The sequence below is a fragment of the Coprobacter tertius genome (assembly GCF_024330105.1).
In the GTDB taxonomy this organism is placed as follows: Bacteria; Bacteroidota; Bacteroidia; order Bacteroidales; family Coprobacteraceae; genus Coprobacter; species Coprobacter tertius.
Map to the genome: position 1 here is coordinate 185,321 of NZ_JANDHW010000006.1, position 22,139 is coordinate 207,459.

At 39.4% G+C, this 22,139-nt stretch carries 12 protein-coding genes; 5 read left to right on the plus strand and 7 right to left on the minus strand.

Annotated elements, in window-relative coordinates; all coding sequences use genetic code 11:
* Positions 1-59: 59 nt before the first annotated feature.
* Both NMU02_RS07985 and NMU02_RS07990 read left to right on the plus strand, forming a co-directional pair.
* The gene (locus NMU02_RS07985; protein ID WP_354003111.1) at positions 60-2,225 is read left to right on the plus strand and encodes a S46 family peptidase; all 2,166 of its coding nucleotides are present in this window, start codon (positions 60-62) and stop codon (positions 2,223-2,225) included.
* A gap of 316 nt (positions 2,226-2,541) precedes the next feature.
* Entirely contained in the window at positions 2,542-3,393 is an 852-nt protein-coding gene (locus tag NMU02_RS07990) for a helix-turn-helix domain-containing protein (protein WP_255027246.1), read from the plus strand.
* A 161-nt stretch (positions 3,394-3,554) separates the two neighbouring features.
* Here NMU02_RS07990 and NMU02_RS07995 read toward each other — a convergent pair whose 3' ends face one another.
* From NMU02_RS07995 to NMU02_RS08005, 3 genes are read right to left on the minus strand one after another with little or no spacing between them, the layout of a single operon-like run.
* Positions 3,555-4,934: a TolC family protein gene (locus NMU02_RS07995; protein WP_255027248.1), complete on the minus strand. Its 1,380-nt coding sequence runs from the start codon at positions 4,932-4,934 to the stop codon at positions 3,555-3,557.
* Positions 4,935-4,946: 12 nt separating this feature from the next.
* Entirely contained in the window at positions 4,947-8,096 is a 3,150-nt protein-coding gene (locus NMU02_RS08000; protein WP_255027249.1) for an efflux RND transporter permease subunit, read from the minus strand.
* An 8-nt stretch (positions 8,097-8,104) separates the two neighbouring features.
* A complete protein-coding gene (locus NMU02_RS08005) occupies positions 8,105-9,208 on the minus strand; it encodes an efflux RND transporter periplasmic adaptor subunit (RefSeq protein ID WP_255027250.1) in 1,104 nt (367 codons plus the stop codon).
* A gap of 276 nt (positions 9,209-9,484) precedes the next feature.
* On the opposite strand from NMU02_RS08005, the gene NMU02_RS08010 reads away from it, so the two are divergent.
* Both NMU02_RS08010 and NMU02_RS08015 read left to right on the plus strand, forming a co-directional pair.
* The gene (locus NMU02_RS08010; RefSeq protein WP_255027251.1) at positions 9,485-10,492 is read left to right on the plus strand and encodes a sensor histidine kinase; all 1,008 of its coding nucleotides are present in this window, start codon (positions 9,485-9,487) and stop codon (positions 10,490-10,492) included.
* The gene (locus NMU02_RS08015) at positions 10,489-11,205 is read left to right on the plus strand and encodes a LytR/AlgR family response regulator transcription factor (protein ID WP_255027252.1); all 717 of its coding nucleotides are present in this window, start codon (positions 10,489-10,491) and stop codon (positions 11,203-11,205) included. Before NMU02_RS08010 ends, NMU02_RS08015 begins: the two co-directional genes overlap by 4 nt.
* 186 nt (positions 11,206-11,391) lie before the next feature.
* On the opposite strand, the gene NMU02_RS08020 is transcribed toward NMU02_RS08015, so the two are convergent.
* The 4 genes from NMU02_RS08020 to NMU02_RS08035 all read right to left on the minus strand — a co-directional run bounded on the left by NMU02_RS08020 (position 11,392) and on the right by NMU02_RS08035 (position 20,608).
* On the minus strand, positions 11,392-14,646 hold the full coding sequence (locus NMU02_RS08020) for a S41 family peptidase (protein WP_255027254.1): 3,255 nt from the start codon (positions 14,644-14,646) through the stop codon (positions 11,392-11,394).
* A 163-nt stretch (positions 14,647-14,809) separates the two neighbouring features.
* A complete protein-coding gene (locus NMU02_RS08025; RefSeq protein WP_255027255.1) occupies positions 14,810-17,962 on the minus strand; it encodes an efflux RND transporter permease subunit in 3,153 nt (1,050 codons plus the stop codon).
* A 61-nt stretch (positions 17,963-18,023) separates the two neighbouring features.
* Complete coding sequence (locus NMU02_RS08030) at positions 18,024-19,154, minus strand: efflux RND transporter periplasmic adaptor subunit (RefSeq protein WP_255027256.1); 1,131 nt, start codon at positions 19,152-19,154, stop codon at positions 18,024-18,026.
* 29 nt (positions 19,155-19,183) lie between these two features.
* Positions 19,184-20,608 carry an efflux transporter outer membrane subunit gene (locus NMU02_RS08035; RefSeq protein ID WP_255027257.1) on the minus strand — a complete coding sequence of 475 codons (1,425 nt, stop codon included), beginning with the start codon at positions 20,606-20,608 and terminating at the stop codon, positions 19,184-19,186.
* Between the two features lie 154 nt (positions 20,609-20,762).
* On the opposite strand from NMU02_RS08035, the gene NMU02_RS08040 reads away from it, so the two are divergent.
* Positions 20,763-22,130, plus strand: coding sequence for an aldehyde dehydrogenase (locus NMU02_RS08040; RefSeq protein ID WP_255027259.1), 1,368 nt, complete (start codon positions 20,763-20,765; stop codon positions 22,128-22,130).
* Positions 22,131-22,139: the final 9 nt, after the last annotated feature.

Sequence of the window (22,139 nt, forward strand, 5' to 3'; positions counted from 1 at the left end):
TATTTTTATCTTCGTGCAGGATATTAATGATAATTTATCGTCTTGTATAAATATTCCTTATGAAATTAAGAAAACTACTTGCCGGAGCATTAGCTCTCGTTACTATTACACCTGCCTATTGCGACGAAGGAATGTGGCTTTTACCCCTGCTGAACCAGCAAAACATTTCCCAAATGAAAGGCCTTGGTCTCGAACTTTGCGCAGAGGACATTTACCATCCCGATTCAGTATCCTTAAAAGACGCTGTTGTAATATTTGGCGGTGGTTGTACAGGAGAAGTAATTTCGCCAGAAGGTTTGGTACTGACCAACCATCATTGCGGTTATAGTTATATACAACAACATAGCACCGTAGAAAACGATTTACTTACCAACGGATTTTGGGCAAAAAACAAAAAAGAAGAGTTGCCGAATCCCGGGCTTACGGTAAAATTTATCGATAAAATAGAGGATGTAACCGATTATGTCAATGACGAACTTCGTAAAGATACGTCGAATTACATTCTCAAATATCTTTCTTCTTCTTTTTTGAATCGGCTTGCACAAAAACGAGTCGGAGAAGAATACCTCAAATCACATCCTGGAATACTGGTAGAAATCAAGCCTTTTTATGGTGGTAATAAATATTATATGTTTACCCAAAAAGTATATTCGGATATACGAATGGTGGGTGCTCCCCCCTCATCGATAGGGAAATACGGCGCCGACACAGATAACTGGATGTGGCCCAGACATACGGGAGATTTTTCTCTTTTCCGCATTTATGCCGATTCTGATGGAAATCCGGCTCCCTACTCAGAAAATAATGTACCCCTGCGACCTAAAAAATATTTTAGCTTATCAACCGGAGGCATAAAAGAAAATGATTTTGTAATGCTTATGGGATTCCCCGGACGTACAAATCATTTTTATACTCCGTCAGAAGTTAAAGAAAGAAGAGATATCGAAAACAGCATCCGGGTCGAAGTCAGAGATTGCAGACAAAAGGTTTTACTGGATGAAATGTTGGCAAGCGATAAAGTACGCATACAATATTCGAGTAAATATGCCAGTTCTACCAACAGTTATAAAAGTTCGAAAGGTATGAACAAAATGATCGACCATCAACAACTTATCCCGCTAAAAGAAAAACAACAGGCCGATCTATTCGAATGGGCAAAAAATAATAATCATCCCGAATATATTGCCGCTGCAATTACAATCGATAGTGTAGTCGAAGCTCGATCCGAACTGAAAAAAAGACTTCAATATCTCGATGAGGCACTTATACTCGGAATAGAAATTACCAGACCGCTCGCCAATCGACAAAGTATTATTGAAGCTAAAAATGCCGGATCAAAAAAACTTACCGATAACGGAATCGCTAAAGCCCAGCTAATGTGGGATAAATATCAAAACAAAGATTACGACCCCGAAGTCGATAAAAAAGCGGCTAAAGCTCTGCTAAAATTATATGCTTCGAAAATAGCACCGGAAGACAGGCCGTCTTTCTTCAATATTATCCACAAAAAATATAAAGACGATATAGACCGATATATAGACAATCTATTCACACAATCGATATTTACCGACAAAAAACGTTTTGATCGTTTCATTAAAAATCCGTTGATAAAAACTTTCGAAAACGACGGGATGGTGCAATTTGCCAATTCGATATATATAGAACGTGCACGCCTGTTGAAAGAACTAGATAAATTCGACAACCAAATAGAACCGGCCCATCGTACTTATATTAAAGGATTGATGGAAATAAACGGTGATAAACCGATTTATCCCGACGCGAATTTTACGATACGGTTGACTTATGGTCAGGTGATGCCCCTCTCTCCATCGGATGCGATCGACTACCGATATTATACGACTACCGAAGGAGTTATCGAAAAAGAGGACTCCACAAACTGGGAATATATACTGGCTCCTAAACTAAAAGCATTACATAGAGCACACGATTTCGGAAAATACGCTCGTAGAGACGGGAAAATGCCGGTAAATTTTATTGCCAATACCCATACTACAGGAGGTAATTCGGGCAGTCCCGTCATGAATTCGAAAGGAGAGCTGGTGGGCATAGGATTCGATCGTAACTGGGAAGGCATCAGCGGAGATATACAATATCAGAAAAAATACCAACGTACCATCTGTGTCGATATCCGTTATATACTCTTTATCATCGACAAATATGCTAATGCCTCTTATCTGCTGGAAGAACTCGATATAAAGAATTAATTAAATCAACACGCCATTTATTCTATAATACAATACCCCTTAAAGCATATGATCTGCTTTAAGGGGTATTGCATTAAAATATTATATTCATTTGTATTACATAAGTACGAAGCACCAGAGCAGTCAGGAATTTTCTATACGACAAGTTCCTAGTCCCTCGCTTCATATTTGATCATATTTAATATATGACGTCAAAGTATGAGGATAAAAGCCAACAAAACAATCTCTATTTTTTGGAATAAATATTCTATTATTAATATTATAAATCGGATGATTAAAAAATATATTATATTTACCTCCAAAATATTCAGTTTATATGGAAGAGAACCTACCGAAGTTCGACATTCCCGAAAATTTTATAGTTGGAGACGATATTTCTGGCGATATCCTGAATCTTTATGGAAAGTTTCCCTGTAAAATCAAATCGGGCATATTTGTCCTATGTATGCAGGGAAGTATAAAGGCGAGGATTAATTTATCGGAATATGAAGTAAAACCTTACGATTTCGTAACCCTTCCTCCCGAAAGTTTTATACAGATACGGGAAACCAGCAGCGATGTCCATCTCTATTTCGCTGCATTTTCTTCTCATTTTATCGACCGAATCAACTTTATTAAAACAACTGCAGACTTTTTACCGGTAATTACGGAGAATCCGGTACTGAGTCTGACAAAAGAGGCTGCTTCTCTGTGTGAAGATTTTTTTTCATTAATGATAAAATCTCATGCCTATTCCGATTCGATAGGCATTAAAAATATGGAAATAACTCGATCGGTACTGAATCTGATCATTCAATTGACAACTGAAATATATAAAAAACACACCGAATGGAAACAGACATCAGCAACTCGGGAGAATGAAATCTACAAAGAATTCATTCAAATGGCCATGACGCATTATATGAAAGAACATAGTGTATCCTACTACGCATCCCAATTAGGAATTACTTTACAGCATTTTTGTTCAACGATTAAAAAAGTTACCGGTAAAACGGCTTCGGAAATCATTATGATTATTATTATCATGGATGCAAAAGCCCAATTGAAATCGACAAATCTTCCGATAAAGAAAATCGCTTACTCTTTAGGATTTACAAATCAGGCATTTTTTAACAAATATTTTAAACAGCACGTAGGAATGACTCCGAAAGAATACCGGAACAGCTAATCTGAAAATTTTACTGTTTAAGATTGATATCTTTTTTAATTCATCTTACATTTCCCCAATAAGTAAAGAAATCGATTAGAATAAAATAAAAAAGGAGATTACGGGAGATCATTCGAAAATCTCCTTTTTTATAATTAACCTGATAACCGTAATTAAACAAATCATTTTGTATACTCGCTATCATATCCGCCTCCTAAGGCATGATAAAGATTTATTACACCTTGTATCTCATCAAAACGATCTGAAACAACATCTAATTCAGCTTGTAAAAGTGTTTGTCGAGCAGTAATTACCTCCAGATAATTCTGAGAACTATAACGCATCAATAGTTCTGAACTTCTGACGGCCGATTGCAGAGATAAAACTTGTTGCTGATCTATCTTCAGCTTTGCACGGGCCATTTGCCACTGTGCCAAAGCGTTATTTACTTCAGTACCGGCATCCAGCAGACTTTGCCGAAACGAAAGCAACGCTGCCTCCTGTTGAGCTTTAGCTACTTTTAAATTTGCAATATTCTGCCCCCGATTAAAAAGAGGTTGAACCAATGAACCGACCGCGGAAAAAAGCCATTGCCCCGGATTTGTTATAGCTGTACCTACAGCATTTGTCCATCCCCCCGAACCACTAAGGGTTATAGAAGGATAAAAAGAAGCTCGAGCCTGATTGGTAATATAAAAAGCAGCAGCTAACTCCGCTTCACTTTGCTTTATATCAGGCCTACGCTGCAATAATTGTAACGGAACCCCGACGGTTAACGTATCAGGGAAAGACTGACAGTTCAAAGTTGAACGTTCGATTGATTGCGAAACAAAACCTAACAATGCAGATAACGTATTCTCTATTTCACTAATTTGCCTTTCTATCGAAAGTAAAGACGCATCTACCGATAATTTACTGGCTTCGGTTTGAGCCACAGCCATATCGGTGGTTTGTCCGGCTTTTTTCAAAGCCTGCATCGCACGTAAATTCTCTGACCAGTTCTCTGCCGTACGTTTACTAATTTCAAGCTGTTCGTCGAGCATCAATAATGTATAATAACTATTGGCAATGGTCGCAACAAGCTGAGTTTGTACCGCCTGACGGTAAGCTTCGCTCTGTTCAAGCACTGCTTTCGCTTCTCTCTTAGCATTTGTAACTCGGCCGAATATATCAAGCTCCCAGTCGGCTGCCACCGCGAAATTATAAGTTTTAACCGCTTTATTCCCTTTTTCACTCTTCAATGTTCCTTGAGGAGTAAGTGAAATCGAAGGTAAATATGCCAGTTTTGCCGAAGTAAGTAACGCTTCAGCTTCCTTCACCCGTAACCGGGCAATATTCAAATCGGTATTATTATTTATACCTGTTTCTATAAGTTGCTGCAATTTCGGATCGGTAAACAGCTCTCTCCAAGAAAGAAAGGCTATTGAAACCGTATCTGCCGGCTCCATAGGTAAACGATAAAGACTGTCGGTCATCTCCATTGCCGGCCGTTCATAAGTTCGATATATCGAACACCCGCCCAATATAGCCGACAGAAACAAACATATTATTATCTTTTTCATACGATTTTTCGATTAATGTTTTTTCTCCTCCGATTTCGGTAATTTTCGTTCCGGCATAATTTTCTCCTGCAATGACTGAAATACGATAAACAATATAGGAACGATAAACAACAAAGCTATCGTACCGATTAGCATGCCACCAACCGTACCCACACCAATCGAAATATTACCATTCGCTCCCACACCGGATGCAAACATTAAAGGTAACATACCGAAGATCATGGTAAGAGAAGTCATCAGAATAGGACGAAACCTAACTTGAGCTGCCGATACTGCTGCTTGTGTAATTGTCAACCCCTGACGGCGACGTTCAGATGCATATTCGGTCAACAGAATAGCAGTTTTCGCCAATAAACCGATCAACATAATTAATCCGATCTGCAAATAAATATTATTTTCCAAACCAAACATCCGGGCAAAAAGGAAACTTCCTGCCAACCCGAACGGTACAGAAAGAATAACCGCAATCGGAATAAAAAGGCTTTCATATAAAGCACATAATATCAAATAAATGAACACCACGCAAATTATAAAAATAAGAGTCGTTGTGCTTCCGGTAGAAGCCTCTTCCCGTGACATTCCACCAAACTCGAACCCATAACCGGCCGGTAAAATTTCCTCAGCCACTTCACGAACAGCCTGTATTGCCTGTCCCGAACTGTATCCGGAAGCCGGAGTTCCATTGACGGTAATGGCTGAAAAAAGGTTAAAACGGGAAAGAGTTTCCGCCCCATATACTCGAGTAAGTGTAAGATATTGACTTACCGGAGACATTTTACCGTCGGAATTACGCACAAACATATTATTTAATGCTTCGGTATCTAACCGATATTCAGGAGATGCCTGCACCATAACACGATATAACTTCGAAAAACGATTCATATTCGAGGCATAATTACCTCCGATATAACCCGATAAAACATTCAACACATCGTTTGGCGATACTCCGTTACGTTTACAGCGAGCAGCATCGACCTCTACCAGATATTGTGGAAATTTTGTATCGAAAGAAGTCGTAGCCCGAGCAATTTCAGGTCTTGCATTCAGTTTATCGATCATCTGACGGGTATATTTTAAAAGGTCTTCTATTGTACCGCCTTTCTGATCCTGAACATAAATTTCGAAACCGCTACTTACGCCGTAACCGGGGATCATCGGTTGAGCAAAAGCCATAATCTGTGCCGATGCAATATCATCGGTACGCCGGTATATTTCATCAATAACAGAGTTTATGTCATCTCCTTTTTCGGTTCGTTCATCCCACTGTTTCAAACGAATTATAAACATTCCGTTAGCCGCACCCTGACCGCTTATCATACCATTACCCGTTACTTTAGAGAACATCCTGATTTGGGGAATATTGCTGATACGCTTGTCTATCTCATCCATTACGATCTTGGTTTCTTCCAAATTGCTTCCCGGTGAAGTACGGACATCTACGAATATCGTACCCATATCTTCCTGTGGGACAAGACCTGTTTTAGTCGTTTTCATGAGAATAAATAATCCGGACGCAGCGACAACAAATAATACCGCTGCCAGCCATTTACGCTTAAACATAAAAAAGACCCCCGATTTATATTTCATAACCACTCGGTGGAAAGCGGTATCGAATGCAATGTGAAAACGAGACGAAAAACTTAATTTCTCCCCTTTTTTCGCATCAGCATGGGGCGTCATAATAAGTGCACAAAGCGCCGGACTCAGTGTCATAGCATTTACTAACGATATAGCAACCGCGACAGCCATCGTCAAACCGAACTGCGTATAAAAGGTACCGGTTGTCCCTCCCATAAAACAAACAGGAATAAATACAGCCATAAAAACAAAAGTCGTCGTAACGAGTGCCGAAGTAATATTTCCCATTGCGTCGATTGTTGCCAAATAAGGTGACTTATAGCCCTCATCGAATTTAGCTTGCACCGCCTCGACCACAACAATAGCATCATCTACAACTGTTCCGATCACAAGAACCAAGGCGAACAGAGTGAGCATATTAAGACTGAACCCGGCGACATATAAAAAAGCGAAAGTTCCTATCAGGGACACAACAATCGAAATAGCCGGAATAAATGTTGAACGTAAACTCTGTAAAAAAACATATACAACCAAAATTACCAGTATAATAGCCTCTACCAAAGTTTTTATCACATTTTTAATGGAAGCATCAAGAAAATCTTTAGAACTCATCAAGTCAACCAATTCCATTCCTTTCGGTAAACTTTTCGATATTTCTGCTACCACTTTATCGATCTCTTCGATAATCTCGTTAGCGTTTGATCCCGACGTCTGAGCAATCATACAGTTAGATCCGGGATGCCCGTTAACCTCTCCGATATAAGTATAAGCTCTGGCCCCTAATTCAACTTTAGCGACATCCTTCAATCTTAACAATTCCCCATCGGGCAAAGAACGTATCACCAAATTCTCAAAATCGGTTTCCTGTTCGTAACGCCCTCGATACTTCAATACATACTGAAACGTATTTTCCGATTCGGCACCCAACGTTCCGGTCGGTGCCTCCAGATTCTGTTCATCGAGTACCGTTGTGATATCTCCCGGAACTAATCCGTATTTTGACATTTTACCCGGATCGAGCCATATTCGCAACGAGTAATCTGAACCCATTACGTTTACTTCTCCAACACCGGCAATACGTGCCAGACGAGGCTCTATGTTTATTTTCAGATAATTATTAAGAAAATTTTCATCAAATGTATTATCCGGACTATAAAGCGCTAAAGCTTTAATATTACTAGTCTGCCGTTTACGTACTGTTATACCGCTACGGGTCACCTCTGCAGGCAAAAGCCCTTGTGCCGAGGCAATACGATTCTGCACATTTACGGTTGCCATATCGGGATCGGTCCCCTGCCTGAAATAAATCGTAATCCTGGCCGATCCCGTATTCGTTGCAGATGATACCATATACATCATATTCTCTACCCCATTCAGAGCTTCTTCAAGCGGAACGACCACACTTTTTTGCACCGTCTCGGCATTAGCTCCGGTATAACTGGCAGAAACACTAACGGTGGGAGGAGCAATCTCGGGGAACTGTTCGACCGGAAGTTGCGAAAGACCAATAAGTCCTACGATCAAAATTACGACTGAGATGACCCCTGCCAATATCGGCCGGTCGATAAATGTTTTTATCTTCATAATCCTGATTATTCCTGGTTAACCTGATTTTCTATTACTGTTCCTTCTCTCACCAATCCGGCTCCTTCGGCGATAATTACATCTCCAGGTTCAAGCCCCGACTCCACAATATATTCAGTGCCGTTATTTAAACGGAATATTTCAACCGGAGCAGAACAAGCCTTACCATCAATCACTTTATATACAAATACTCTGTTTTGCAATTCGTAAGTAGCCGCTTGCGGAATTACCAAACATTTCGTTCTTACGGTCGGAACAATCACAGTTGCACTCCCTCCGTTTCTTAATAACTGATCGGGATTTTTAAAACTAGCCCTCAAACTAACGGCCCCCGTACCTTCGTCAACAGTTCCGCTAATCGCATCTATTCTACCGGGATGAGAATATGCTGTACCATTACTCAATAGAAGCTCTACATCAGGCATTTGCTGTATAGCTTTCTGTAGTGAACCGTATTGACTTATCAGATCTAATATCTGATTCTCATTCATCGAAAAATAAGCATAAATTTCTTCGTCATCCGAAACCGTAACCAATGGCTCGGTAATACTACTGCCGACAAGAGCACCTACCCGATAAGGGATCATACTCGCTACACCGTCTACCGGACTTTTTACTTCTGTATAAGAAAGGCTATTACGGGCATTTGTCTCATCGGCCTTTGCTTGCGCTAAAGCAGCCTGTGCCTGTGTTAAAGCATTACGAGCCGTAAGTAGATCAAACTCTGAAACCACATTTTCCTTATATAATTCATCTTTACTTTCAGCAGTTAGTTTTGCTGTAGCCAGCTTGGCCTCTGCACTTTTAACATTAGCAACAGCAGTTTCTAAAGCCGCTTTATAAGGGACCTGATCGATAATAAACAAAGTCTGCCCTTTATGAACAGCATCCCCTTCATTGAGACGTATTTCGGTTATAATACCACTTACCTGCGGTCGTATTTCTACAAATTGACGACCTTTAAGTGCTGCAGAATAATCGGTTTTCAACGTCCTGTCGCTAAATTCTACCTTTAATGTTTTATACTTGGTACCTACTTCCTCCTGTTGTTTTTTTGCACAAGACCACAATAGTACCAAACCCGATACACAAAAAACGATGAATTTTCTCATTATATTTACTCATTGATATTATTAACTCTCTAATATTGAGAAAGGAATAAAAGCTTGGAAACAAAAATAAACCGTTTATGTATATATACTGTAAATGTGTTGACGAACGACGGAAATGTGTTGACGAATGACAATTATTTACTGTTTGCTGTATAATAGCAAAGGGTTATCTTTGCATATAGCATAATTAAAAAATATAAAACAATAATTAATCCTAAAAATTACTCATCGATACCTTATAAAATACATCAATCAAAGACAATTTAAAATAAATATATGAAATACCCCAAAATAGCTTTATATGTAGATCTCATTTTCTGTCTTATCGTAATGCCACTCATCATTATGTTGGTACCGATTGATAAATGGATCAAAAACAATTATTTATTTGTAATAACTCTCATTATTTACCTTTACGCTCTTTATTTTACTTACCGTAAAGTTAATCTGCCTTCATTATTCATACAGCACAAGTTCGGCCGTATCATACTCATCATCATTCTATTATTAAGCGTTACAGAACTGCTTACTCATTTCCCTTTGCCCGATATTCATAACTCAAAACTATCTATAAATTTCAGAAAACATCTTCATGCCCAAACAATCTGGTTCTTTTTCCTGATTATTTCAGGATTTAGTTTGGCCATAGAAATAGCATTCGAACTATTTCGCCAGATATTATCGAAACAAGAAATAGAAACTGCAAAAAATAAAGCAGAACTGGCACTGTATAAAGCTCAAATCAATCCTCATTTCCTTTTCAATACTCTAAATGCACTTTACGGACTTGCCATAACCAAGTCGGACCACACGGAATCGGCTTTCGTAAAATTCTCGAATATTTTAAAATACATGTATACCAACTCCTCCTCAGAAACCATAGATGTAGGAAAAGAAATCGATTATATCAGACAATACGTCGATTTGCAGTTATTACGTCTCAACCGGCATACACAAGTTATTTTTGAAAGTCAAACCGATGAGGAACAAATACAAATTCCTCCGATGATACTTATAACTTTCGTGGAAAACGCTTTTAAATACGGAACATCATCAGACGAAGACTGTTCTATCATAATACGTATCATAGTAAAAGAAGGTATTTTAAATTTTGAAACTCATAATGCCATTATGAAAAACATTCAGGGTAAAAGCTCCACCATCGGTATCGAAAACTGCCGTAAACGGCTGGAATTACTATATCCGGGACGTTTTTCTTTGGATATAACAAAAGATACTGAAAAAAATACATTTAAAACTCGGTTAATCATACGACTCCGATGAAAAATATCAGTTGCATTGCCATAGACGACGAACCCATAGCTCTGCTTGTTATCAGCCGTTTCTGTGAACGTAAAGGAGGATTGGATTTAACGACTTTCAGTGAACCTCGTTTAGGACTAGAAGAAATCTTACGGCGCAAACCCGATTTGGTATTCCTCGACATCGAAATGAATAGTATCAGCGGACTTGATGTAGCCAAGATTCTTCCGAAAGAATGTTGTCTTATTTTTACTACCGCACATGCGCAGTACGCGCTCAACGGATTCGATCTCGATGCAGTAGATTTTCTGCACAAACCCATAGCGTACGACCGTTTTGAACATGCGGTAAATAAAGCAATGCATTTTATTGAAATTCGTCATAATAAAATTTCAAAAGACAATACGCAAGAAACAATTGTCGTAAAACAAGAATATAATAGTGTTTCAATTGCTGTTTCCGATATATTTTATATCGAAGCGTTAGAAAACTATATAAAAATTTTCAGAACCAACGGAAATAATATTATTTCCCGCATAAATATAAAATCAATCTATGAGATACTTCCTAAAAACCGCTTTTTACGGGTACATCGCTCATATATTATACCAATCGATAAAGTAGAACAATTTTCTAAACAAGAAATAAAACTAAAAAATATCTCGATTCCGATTCCGGTAGGAAGAAGCTATGCAAAAGAAGTATATACAGTTCTATCTCATAAAAATTTGTAATTTTTCAAAATAAAGCCAGAAAAACTTTATATCGGTTCCTATACGCAAAAACCAGAGCGTAACGAATACTATTTCAGCTTATTCGCAACGCTCTGGTTAAAAACGTCATCTGCATATTTGTTTATTCTAACTTTCAATGCAGAAAACACCAACAATAGATAAATTACAACTTATAGAAACCTCTATTTATTTTTTCTTTACCTGGATTTCTTTCAGTAACGTTTCAACCGCTTTTTCAAGTTGCTTATCTTCTCCCTTCAATTGTGTATAAGGATCGTTATAAACTTCGATATCTGGCATAAGTTCCTGATTTTCGAGATAATTTCCTCTCATATCCTGACACCCTACCTGAGGAATACCGAAAACGATAGAGGGATCGATCTGTCCTTCCCACCATACCGCAGTCATCGTTCCGGGAACAGGAGCCCCAACGAGCTTTCCTATTTTCAATTCCTTATATACAAACGGGAAACCATGAGCATTACTGTAATTATCCTCGCAAACCAACACACATGAAGGTTTCGTCCATTCGTTATAAGGATCACTTCCGATATACTGACCTCGAGGAACAAAACGCTGATATTCTTTTCCACTCAATAAACGAGCAAGATCTTCATGTAACCAGCCGCCGCCGTTATGACGGGTATCAACGACCACTGCATCACAATTACGATATCTCCCCAGTAAGTCGCTATACACTTTTCTGAAACTCTGGCTATCCATACTTCTTACATGCACATAGCCTATACGGCCGTTCGACAATTTTTCTACAATATCCCGACGTCCTTCTACCCAACGATCATATAAAAGCTGATTTTGTTGGCCATAGCTAATCGCTTTTACCGTTTCTTCAAACTTTTTACCATCCTGAGATTTCACCGTTAATAACACTTTGCGCCCCACTTTTCCTTCAAGTAAAGGGAAATAATCCATCCCTTTTTTCACCTCTACTCCATCTATTTTTTCAATAATACAGCCGGCTTCTATTTTGCTTTTCTTTTGTTTGAAAGGTCCTTTATCGATCACTTCCTTAACTTTCAACCCGTCACCATCATATTTATCTTCATAGAATAAGCCGAGAGCAGCCGTAGGGAAAGCACCGCCTCTACCACTATAACGGGCACCGGTATGCGAAGCATTGAGTTCTCCAAGCATTTCGCTCAACATTTCGGTAAAGTCATAGTTATTATTTATGTAGGGTAAAAATCTTTCATAAATTTTTTTATAACCTTTCCAATCGATACCATGTATATCGGGATCATAAAACTTGTCGGTAACCTGTTGCCATGCATGATCGAATATATATTTGCGTTCATCATAAGGACGCTGGTCGAAATCTGCCGCAAAAGAAATCGATTTTGTAGAATTTCCTGAGATCTCGATTTTCTTCATATTTCCCCCCGACAACATAAATACATTTTTCTGATCTTTATCGGTAAGCAAAGATCCGGCCCCTACTCCTTTTATAAGAATACGAGTCGTATTTTCTTTCAGATTATGTTCCCACAAATCAAAACCTCCTTCAAAAGCCGCCAGATAATAGAGTTTATCACCTTTGGGAGAAAGCAGTGCATCACCAAGAAACGAAGAATTTACCGTAAGCCTTTTTACCCGATCACGACAATTCTCAAGATCGAGTTCCAAAGGTTTTACTTCCTCTTTTTTATCCTTATCGGTCTTGGTTTTCTTCTCTTTATTTTCTTTTCCAGAGTCACTTTCTTTCTTATCTTTTTTCTCTTTTTCAGCTTCTTCGATCAATGCAAGATCTTCTTTACTCATATTAAAACGATCATAAGCATCGAGATCGAAAAACATAATATATACATCGGCCTGAGCACCCCAACTGCCATGACTGCGATATCCAGCCCGGTCACTTTTCCAAATCATAGCCTTTCCGCCAAGTACCCATTTGGCATTTCCATCACTGTACCCGCTTTGAGTAAGATTATACATTTCTCCTTTTCCATCGGCATTCAATAACACGACATCCTTATTATTCCAACCTCCCGTACCGATAAAATCAGACAAAATCCATTTGCTATCAGGACTCCAGGTAAAATTTTGATCACCGTCAGAATAAGAATACTGGTATTTACCGTCCATCACAGTACGTACAGCCTTGGTTTTCAAATTTATCACTTTTATCGCCGTACGATCTTCAAGAAAAGCAACCTCTTTTCCGTCAGGGCTATATTTCGGTTCAAATGAAGTTTTATTTGAATTTGTCAAACATTCTTCTTTTATTTCGGTAGCATAAGTAAACTGTTTCTCATTCTCTCTAACAATTGTTGCCTGATAAACCTGCCAGCAGCCATTTCTTTCAGAGGAATATACTAAACTCCTTCCATCAGGAGAAAACTCGATATTTCTTTCTTGACAAGGAGTATTCGTAATACGTTTTGTGGTATTATAATCGACCGAAGTAACAAAAACATCTCCACGTACGATAAAAGCAACTTCTTTTCCGTCCGGCGAAACAGCCATATCGCTTGCTCCGTTATACCGGACTTGTTTTACAACATCCGCATCATTACGATCGGTTATAATCGTAACCGGAACTTTTACCGGTTTCTCTCCAGGCATCATCGTATATATATCGCCGTCATAACCGAAACATAATCTACCTTTATCAGAAACTGTAAGAAAACGTACCGGATTTTTATCAAACGACGTTATCTGTGTGGAAACCGTAGCATCTATATCCCTCTTAAAAACATTAAAAGATCCTTTTTCTTCACTTAGATAATAAAAAGATTTTCCATCAGGAGCCCAAACCGGATCTCGGTCTTCTCCTCTGAATTGCGTCTGTTTACGATAAGCCCGATCTCCCTTATCAACACATAACCATATATCTCTTGTTATCGAAGAAACATGATGCTTTCTCCAAGCATCTTCATATCCTTTTTTATCATAATATAAAAAAGATTTCCCGTCTTTATCGAATGAAATTCTTTCCATAGGCATCGATGAGAACATAACAGGACGTCCTCCTTTTACATTCACCTCATAAATCTGCGGAAACTGTCCTGAAGGAAATTGGGCATCTTCTGCCGAAGGCATAATATAAGAAGTAAAAAGTAGGCGTTCGTTATCTCTAAACGCAACCGGATATTCCGCTCCCGAATAAGTAGTAACGCGTTGAGGCTCACCTCCGAGAACAGAGACAACATATACATCCATACTCCCCCGGCGATCAGATGCAAAAGCAATCGACCTCCCATCGGGACTCCATACCGGTCGTGTATCATAAGCAGGATTACTAGTTAATTGCATCGCTTTTCCCCCGGTTACAGGTACAGTAAAAATATCACCCTTAAATGTAAAAGCAATGGTAGAACCATCAGGTGAAATCGCACTATAACGCAACCATTTAGGCGCATCTACAGCATAAAGAGATAATGTAAGGGCCCACACAAACAAGCCCGCAAAGAGTTTCTTCATTTTAAGATTGTTTTTTGTTTGGTTAATTAGGGTTTCGATTTTCAAAGATAAGATTTTAGACTTATAAAAACGAACTAAACCGAGAAACTTTCACAACTAAAAAAAAGCTGCCGGGAAATATCTCATTCCCCGACAGCCAACCCTATATAAAATGCAAGAAACGTCAGTCCATTTCAATTTTATCAGAGGCTGGAACTTCTTCCGGCTTTCCTCTATCGATATATTTTTCTTGGATAGTTTGCATCAAATGGTAAAAATTAGGTACAAACAAGGTTCCGAGTAAAGTATTCAATGCCATACCAAACACCACTGCCGTACCCAATGAAATACGACTTTCTGCCCCGGCTCCACTAGCAAAAATCAAAGGCATTACTCCCAATATAAAAGCAAATGAAGTCATAAGTATAGGACGTAAACGTACCCTCCCCGCCTCAATAGACGCTTCTGTAATCGATTTTCCATCGTTACGGTAATCTATAGCAAACTCGACAATCAAAATAGCATTCTTTGCCGAAAGTGCGATGAGCAACACAATACCGATCTGGCTATATATACTTATCGGCAAACTCAGGGCCATACATCCGAGAACGGCTCCCAATAATGCGAAAGGCAAACTTAAAATAACTGCTATGGGACTGGTCCAGCTCTCGTACTGTGCCGCTAAAACTAAAATAGCGATAACAATTGCCAAAGCAAAAATAATAGCGACAGAAGATGACGATTGTGTTTCCTGATAAGCCTCTGAAGTCCAACTATATCCGAAATTATTACCCAATACCTTATTTGCCAATTCCTCCATACCGGTTATCCCTTCTTTACTGCTCGAACCAGGTTTCGGAATAGCTGTAATTGCAGCTGAAGTATACATATTGTAACGGCTTATCAAATCGAGTCCCAATTGTTCTTCAACTGTCGTAAATGAAGAGAAAGGAACCATATCGCCATCACTATTACGCACACTCAAATTAAGCACATCATCGATAACCGCCCTATTACGAGCTTCGGCTCCTAATTTAACTTGATACACGCGACCGAACTCTACAAAATCGTTCACATAGGCCGATCCCATATAAAACGACAAAGTGGAAAAAACATCTTTCAGTTCAAGTCCCTGCAATTTTACTTTATCCCTGTCGATATTGAGAAAATATTGCGGAGTACTTCCTTGATACATCGAATTCAACATCAAAAGTGAAGGTTCCTCTCCTACCCGGCTTACAAGTGCGTTCACCGCATTTTGCAACTCGGTAGGTCCTAGATTATTACGATCTTCCAACTCGAACTGTAAACCTCCACTTACTCCCAAACCGGAAATTGCCGGCGGATTTACAGCAAAAATCGTAGCTTCCTGAATGCTGGCAGCCTGACCATTCAGACGATTGACAACCGAAAAAACACTTTGATCTTTTTCTTTACGGTCTTTCCAATTTTTCAGCATAACAAACAAAGTCGCTCCACTCGAAGTATTCGCTCCTTGAAACATCGAAAATCCATTAATACATAAATATGTTTTTACTTCGGGATAAGTATTAAGAATATCTCCTACCCGTTTTGTTACTGCCTGCGTACGATCCAGACTCGAAGCATTGGGTAATTGTACCGACACGACAAAATATCCCTGGTCTTCCTGTGGTATAAATGAGGTCGGCCATTTCAAGAAAATCCATATCGTAACAGCCGAAATCGCTGCAAATATCAACATCGTCATTGCAGGTTTCTTTAAGAAAAAAGTTATAGTTTTTACATATCCTTTCAGTGTAGCATCATATCCTTTATCGAACATTCTGTATATCCACGCTTTTTTCTCTTTTGTCGGTTGCAGAAAAATAGCACACAATGCTGGTGTCAGTGTCAAAGAATTGAATCCGCTAAAAAAAGTAGCGGCAGCAATCGTTAATGCAAACTGTTTATAAAGCTGACCAGTTATACCGCCTATAAAAGCCGTAGGAATAAATACGGCAAGCAATACCAAAACCACACCTACTACAGGCCCTGTAATTTCACGCATTGCGATAGATACTGCTTCTTTACGTTTATATTTTCCGGTATCGAGAAGCCGTGTAGAATTCTCGACGACCACGATCGCATCATCGACCACGATCGCAATAGCCAATACCAAACCGAAAAGAGTAAGTGTATTTATAGAAAAATCCAGTAACCGCATCACGGCAAACGTACAGATTAACGATACCGGAATTGTAAGTGCCGGAATAATTACTGCCCTGAAATTTTGCAGGAATAACAAAATGACTAACATAACCAGTAACGTCGTTTCAACAAATGTCACCAACACCTCATCGATAGAAGCAGTTACAAACTCCGTAGTATCTAATACTACATCATAATGAATATCTGCCGGAAGATAACGACTCAGTTCCTCCATTTTTTTTCTTACTTCTTTTGCTACCTGCAAAGAATTGGAACCAGGTAACTGATAAATAGCGATTGCCGCCGTTTGCTTTCCCTTTTGTGAAGAGGTTACATTATACGAAGCGCTCCCGAGGTCGATCGTAGCAATATCTTTCAATCTCAAATAACTTCCGTCCGAAAGCGCCTTAATAACGATATCACCGAATTGATCGGCTGTTACCAATCGCCCCTGAGCTGTAAGAGTAAACTGAAATTCGGTATTTCCCGACACCGGAGGTTGTCCTACCTGGCCAGCCGAAACTTCTATATTCTGAGATTGAATCGCAGCATATACATCAGAAGGTGTTAATTGCCTGATACGCATTATTTCCGGATCGAGCCATACCCTCATACTATAATTATCGGCCCCGAAAACACTCACCGACCCTACTCCCGGCAACCGAGACAACTCATCGGTCAAATTCAGTTTCGCATAATTAGAAAGATATAATCCGTTATAAACCGGATTATCCGACTGCAAAGAAAGAAACATTACAATATTAGTCGACTGCTTACGGGTAATAATGCCCTGTTGTATTACCGCCTCAGGCAAATTCCCCTGAGCAATATTCACCCGGTTCTGAACCAGCACAGTTGCCATATCAACATCAGTACCTACCTCAAAAGTGACCGTAAGGGTATATTGCCCCGATCCGGAAGAAGAAGAACTCATGTAAATCATACCATCTACCCCGTTTACCTGTTCTTCGATAGGGGCCCCTACAGTACGAGCAACCGTTTCGGCACTAGCACCAGGATATACGGCCGTAACTTGTACAGTAGGAGGTGTAATATCGGGAAACTGCGCTATGGGAAGCGTATTTAGCGTTACCAAACCAGCTAACACCATAAGTATAGCCAGTACAGTAGCGAATATAGGTCTGTCGATAAAAAATTTCGAAAACATCGTATCAGTTTTTACAACGAGTTAATAGTTCTTTTATATAAATGATATATGCCCCGTCTCCCTATTTATCTATGACAGGATCTACAGTCATACCTTCTCTTACTTTCAACAAGGCTTTCGTAACATAACGATCGTTGCCAGTTAATCCGCTGGTCACCTCACGCAAAGTATCGGCAACCAGTTCTCCCACTTCGATATGCCGATAAACGACTTTATTCGAGTCGTTTACCAAATACAGATATTTTCCCAACTGATCGGTTCCGATAGAAGCATCCTTTACCATAACCGCACTATCGTTCTTACCATAAGGCAAACTGATTGTAACATACAACCCGCTCTTAAGTTCACCTTCAGGGTTATCAACTTGTGCCCGCACCGTCATAGTCCCCGTAGATAACTGGATATTTGGAGATAAATAATCTAATTTTCCCACATACTCCTTAGCAAGAGGTTGTTGGAAGGTAAGGGTAATTTCTTTAGGAAGACGTCCCTCCGAAACCTTTTCCGGAGATGCCATCATCATCTTTAAATATTGATTGTCTTCGATATTGAAATAAGCATACATTTTATCATCCTGATATAGGGTAGCTAATGTAGTCGCCTGTAAAGAACCGTTGATATAATTACCCACATCATATTGGGACCGGGAAACACGTCCCCGATAAGGGGCCTTCACATAACAGTAGCTCAAATTAGTACGAGCTGTCGCCAATTGTGCCCGAGCCTCTTTTAATGCTGCCTGAGCAGCTTCTACATTAGTGCGGGATTGTATCAAATCGATCTCGCTTATCGCATCTTCTTGAGCCGCTTCTTTCATCCGGGTATAATTATTCTGAGCATAATCGAGTTTCGCCTCTGCCGACTTTACTGCTGCTTCGGATTGATTGACCGATTCCTGATATAAAGTCGGTTCTATAACAAACAATAAAGTCCCTGCCGGCACCACATTCCCAGGTTCATAAGCAATCTTCTGCAAATACCCGTTTACTCTGGCAACCAGATTTACAGTTTGTTCCGAAGAGAGATAACCCGGATATTTTTTATGTAAAGTAATCGGCTTCACTTCGGGATATGCCACCGATATCTTTTGTATAGGTTGCTGCGTCTGGGCTTCTTTTTGCCGGCATCCTGCCAATAAAAGCAACGCCGGTAACAGGTATAATACACTATGGTGGAAAACAAATTTCGTCATAATTATAGTTTTATACTGATTTAATATTTTCATTGACCGAGCCATCCCCCTCCTACAGCACGATATAACTGTATAAGATACGACAATGCTCCTCCCTGTGCCGACACCAAAGAATTTTGATAGCTAAGTAACGAACGTTGAGCATCGAGAACATTCTGAAAAGGAGCTAAGCCTTGTTTGTAAAGATCGAGTGAGAGCTTTAGAGTAAGCTCACTTTGAACAATTACCTCCCGAAGAGCGACCACTTGTTTTATCGAACCTGAATATCCGCTCATCGCATTTTCCACTTCCTGAACTGCATTAAGAACCGTTTGATTATATTGACGGATATTTTCATCGAGTTGAGCTTTTGCTGCTTTTAAAGCCTGAATACGTTGCGTACCCTGAAATAAAGTCCAGTTCAAAGTAGGCGCAATTTGATAAGTAAGACTTTTATTATTAAAAAAGTTATCCATCTCCCGAGAGGCAAAACCGATACTCCCTTTAAGATAGAATTTAGGTAAATAATCTGACTTAGCCGCACCGACCGATGCAGCATAAGAGGCCACGGTACGTTCAGCGGCCCTTATATCGGGGCGCTGACGCAATAAATTAGCAGGAATACCTACACTTACCAGTTTTAAATAATCAGGTAAAGGTGCCGCAGTAATCAATACTGGCTTTAATTCCGAAGGATAAAGCCCCAACAATATCGAAAGGCCGTTAATTTGTTGTTCTATCGCTGCTTCTAAAGCAGGAAGAGAGGCCTTGGTACTATAATATACCGTTTTAGCCTGAGCAACATCGAGTTGTGAAACTAATCCTGTATTATACCTCACTTCTGTAATATGTAAAATTGCCTTCTGAGACGCGATATTTTGTTCTGCAACAATACGTTGTTGTTGATAAGTACGTAATTGTGCATATCCCGACGCCACCTGGGCACAAAGCGATACCATAACCGCATTATAATCCTCACGACTTGCCCGATACATTTCTTTCGAGGCCTTCATGCGATTACGTATCGATCCGAAAACATCAATTTCCCAATTCACCGAAGCTTCGGCAGAAGCATATTGAGTAATACGATCGATAGGATACGGCATCCTCGTAGTATTTTCACTGGATTGCTGGCGGGTCCATCCTCCTGAAAAACTTACGCCCGGATAAAATCCAGCCTGGGATTCACGGAAAACTGCTTTTGCCTGTCTAATACGATCGGCAGCCATCAACAGATCATAATTATTTTCCACTGCCTTAGAAATAAGCGAATCCAGCAATGTATCATTAAAACCTTGCCACCAACTGTCTTCAATCGGTAAGGTTTGAACAAATAACGAATCGGGATCCCAGTTTGCCGGCATCTCGTTTTCGAGATATCGGTTATCCCTCTGCTGTGCAAAAGTTTTATCACAATAAAAAACCAGACATAAAACCAGACCGGTAAGGACGACTGTTATTCTCTTTAACCCCATAATTGCTCGTTCCGTTTTTATAATATAACAAACCATTTTATTATTTGTTTAGATAAAAAGCAAAACGATAAAAATAGCGGATACATAAATTTATATTACCTTTACACCATGGAAAAACGTACTGTTTTCTCTTTAAAATTACGCTCTGAAAGAGATGGATAACGAATGTTTAATTGACAGGCAACGTTCTTTTTTCAATAACGGGAAAACCCGGAATATTTCTCGCAGGATAGAATCGTTATCGATCCTGTACAATACAATCGTAAAATACCGGAAAGAAATAGGAGATGCATTGCGAACAGATTTGGGAAAATCGGAGTTCGAAAGTTATATTTCTGAAACAGGATTTGTTTTACAGGAAATACGACATACCTTAAAACATTTGAAAAAATGGGCTAAACCGCAAAAAGTAAAAACACCCCTGATCCTTTTTGGAAGTAAAAGTGAAATACAATATATTCCTTACGGGGTAGTACTCATATTATCTCCCTGGAACTATCCCTTCCAACTCTCGATGACCCCCCTTGTAGGTGCAATCGCCGCAGGAAATACAGTCATTCTGAAACCTTCACCCGACTCCCCTCGAACAAATATTATTCTGAAAAGAATCATTTCAGAATGCTTTTCTCCCGATTATGTCGATTGTATAGAAGCTGATAAACGGGAAACCGATCTTTTACTAAAGAACAGGTTCGATTATATTTTTTATACCGGTGGTCCTTCATTTGGAAAAAAAGTTGCAGAAGCAGCCTCGGCAAACCTGACACCTGTAACCCTTGAGTTGGGAGGAAAATCTCCTTGCATTGTAGATTGGGATGTCGATATAGAAGTCGCTGCACGCCGCATCGTATGGGGAAAATTCCTAAATTGCGGCCAAACATGTGTCGCTCCTGATTATATTTGGGTACATCGTAACGTAAAAGAAAAACTGATAGATTGCCTGATCTCGGAAATTAAACGACAATATGGAGAAAATCCTCTTTCGAATTCCGATTATCCTCATATCGTCAATATACAACGATTTTATCATTTATTACTCTTGCTCAAGCAAGGGAAAATAGAATGGGGAGGAAATTACGTCGAAGATAAATTATATATAGCCCCCACGATTCTTTCTGAGATCAGCACACAGAGCCGTGTCATGGATGAGGAGATATTCGGTCCTATATTACCGGTTCTCGAATACAATAATATCAATGATTGTATCGAGTTTATCCAAAACGGAGAAAAGCCTCTTGCATTATATGTTTTTACCCGTAATAAAAAAACAGCCGATAAAGTATTATCCGAAACTTCTTCTGGTGGAGCATGTATTAATGATGTAATATCACATCTGGTAAATACAAACTTACCCTTCGGAGGAATAGGCAACAGCGGAATGGGGTCTTATCACGGAATTCATAGTTTCAGACTTTTTAGTCACGCACGAGGAGTTGTAAGTACATCTACAAAAATTAATCCTGGAATAAAATTCGCACCTTATGCCCAAAAATTAAAATGGTTGAAGATGCTTATGAAATAAATAATTGAT

Excerpts from the sequence above, each read along its gene's own strand:
- NMU02_RS08015 (WP_255027252.1), top strand. The coding sequence starts at position 10,489 with ATGAAAAATATCAGTTGCATTGCCATAGACGACGAACCCATAGCTCTG.
- NMU02_RS07985 (WP_354003111.1), top strand. The coding sequence starts at position 60 with ATGAAATTAAGAAAACTACTTGCCGGAGCATTAGCTCTCGTTACTATT.
- NMU02_RS08000 (WP_255027249.1), bottom strand. The coding sequence starts at position 8,096 with ATGAAGATAAAAACATTTATCGACCGGCCGATATTGGCAGGGGTCATC.
- NMU02_RS08035 (WP_255027257.1), bottom strand. The coding sequence starts at position 20,608 with ATGGGGTTAAAGAGAATAACAGTCGTCCTTACCGGTCTGGTTTTATGT.
- NMU02_RS07995 (WP_255027248.1), bottom strand. The coding sequence starts at position 4,934 with ATGAAAAAGATAATAATATGTTTGTTTCTGTCGGCTATATTGGGCGGG.
- NMU02_RS08020 (WP_255027254.1), bottom strand. The coding sequence starts at position 14,646 with ATGAAGAAACTCTTTGCGGGCTTGTTTGTGTGGGCCCTTACATTATCT.
- NMU02_RS08010 (WP_255027251.1), top strand. The coding sequence starts at position 9,485 with ATGAAATACCCCAAAATAGCTTTATATGTAGATCTCATTTTCTGTCTT.
- NMU02_RS08005 (WP_255027250.1), bottom strand. The coding sequence starts at position 9,208 with ATGAGAAAATTCATCGTTTTTTGTGTATCGGGTTTGGTACTATTGTGG.
- NMU02_RS08025 (WP_255027255.1), bottom strand. The coding sequence starts at position 17,962 with ATGTTTTCGAAATTTTTTATCGACAGACCTATATTCGCTACTGTACTG.
- NMU02_RS08040 (WP_255027259.1), top strand. The coding sequence starts at position 20,763 with ATGGATAACGAATGTTTAATTGACAGGCAACGTTCTTTTTTCAATAAC.
- NMU02_RS07990 (WP_255027246.1), top strand. The coding sequence starts at position 2,542 with ATGGAAGAGAACCTACCGAAGTTCGACATTCCCGAAAATTTTATAGTT.
- NMU02_RS08030 (WP_255027256.1), bottom strand. The coding sequence starts at position 19,154 with ATGACGAAATTTGTTTTCCACCATAGTGTATTATACCTGTTACCGGCG.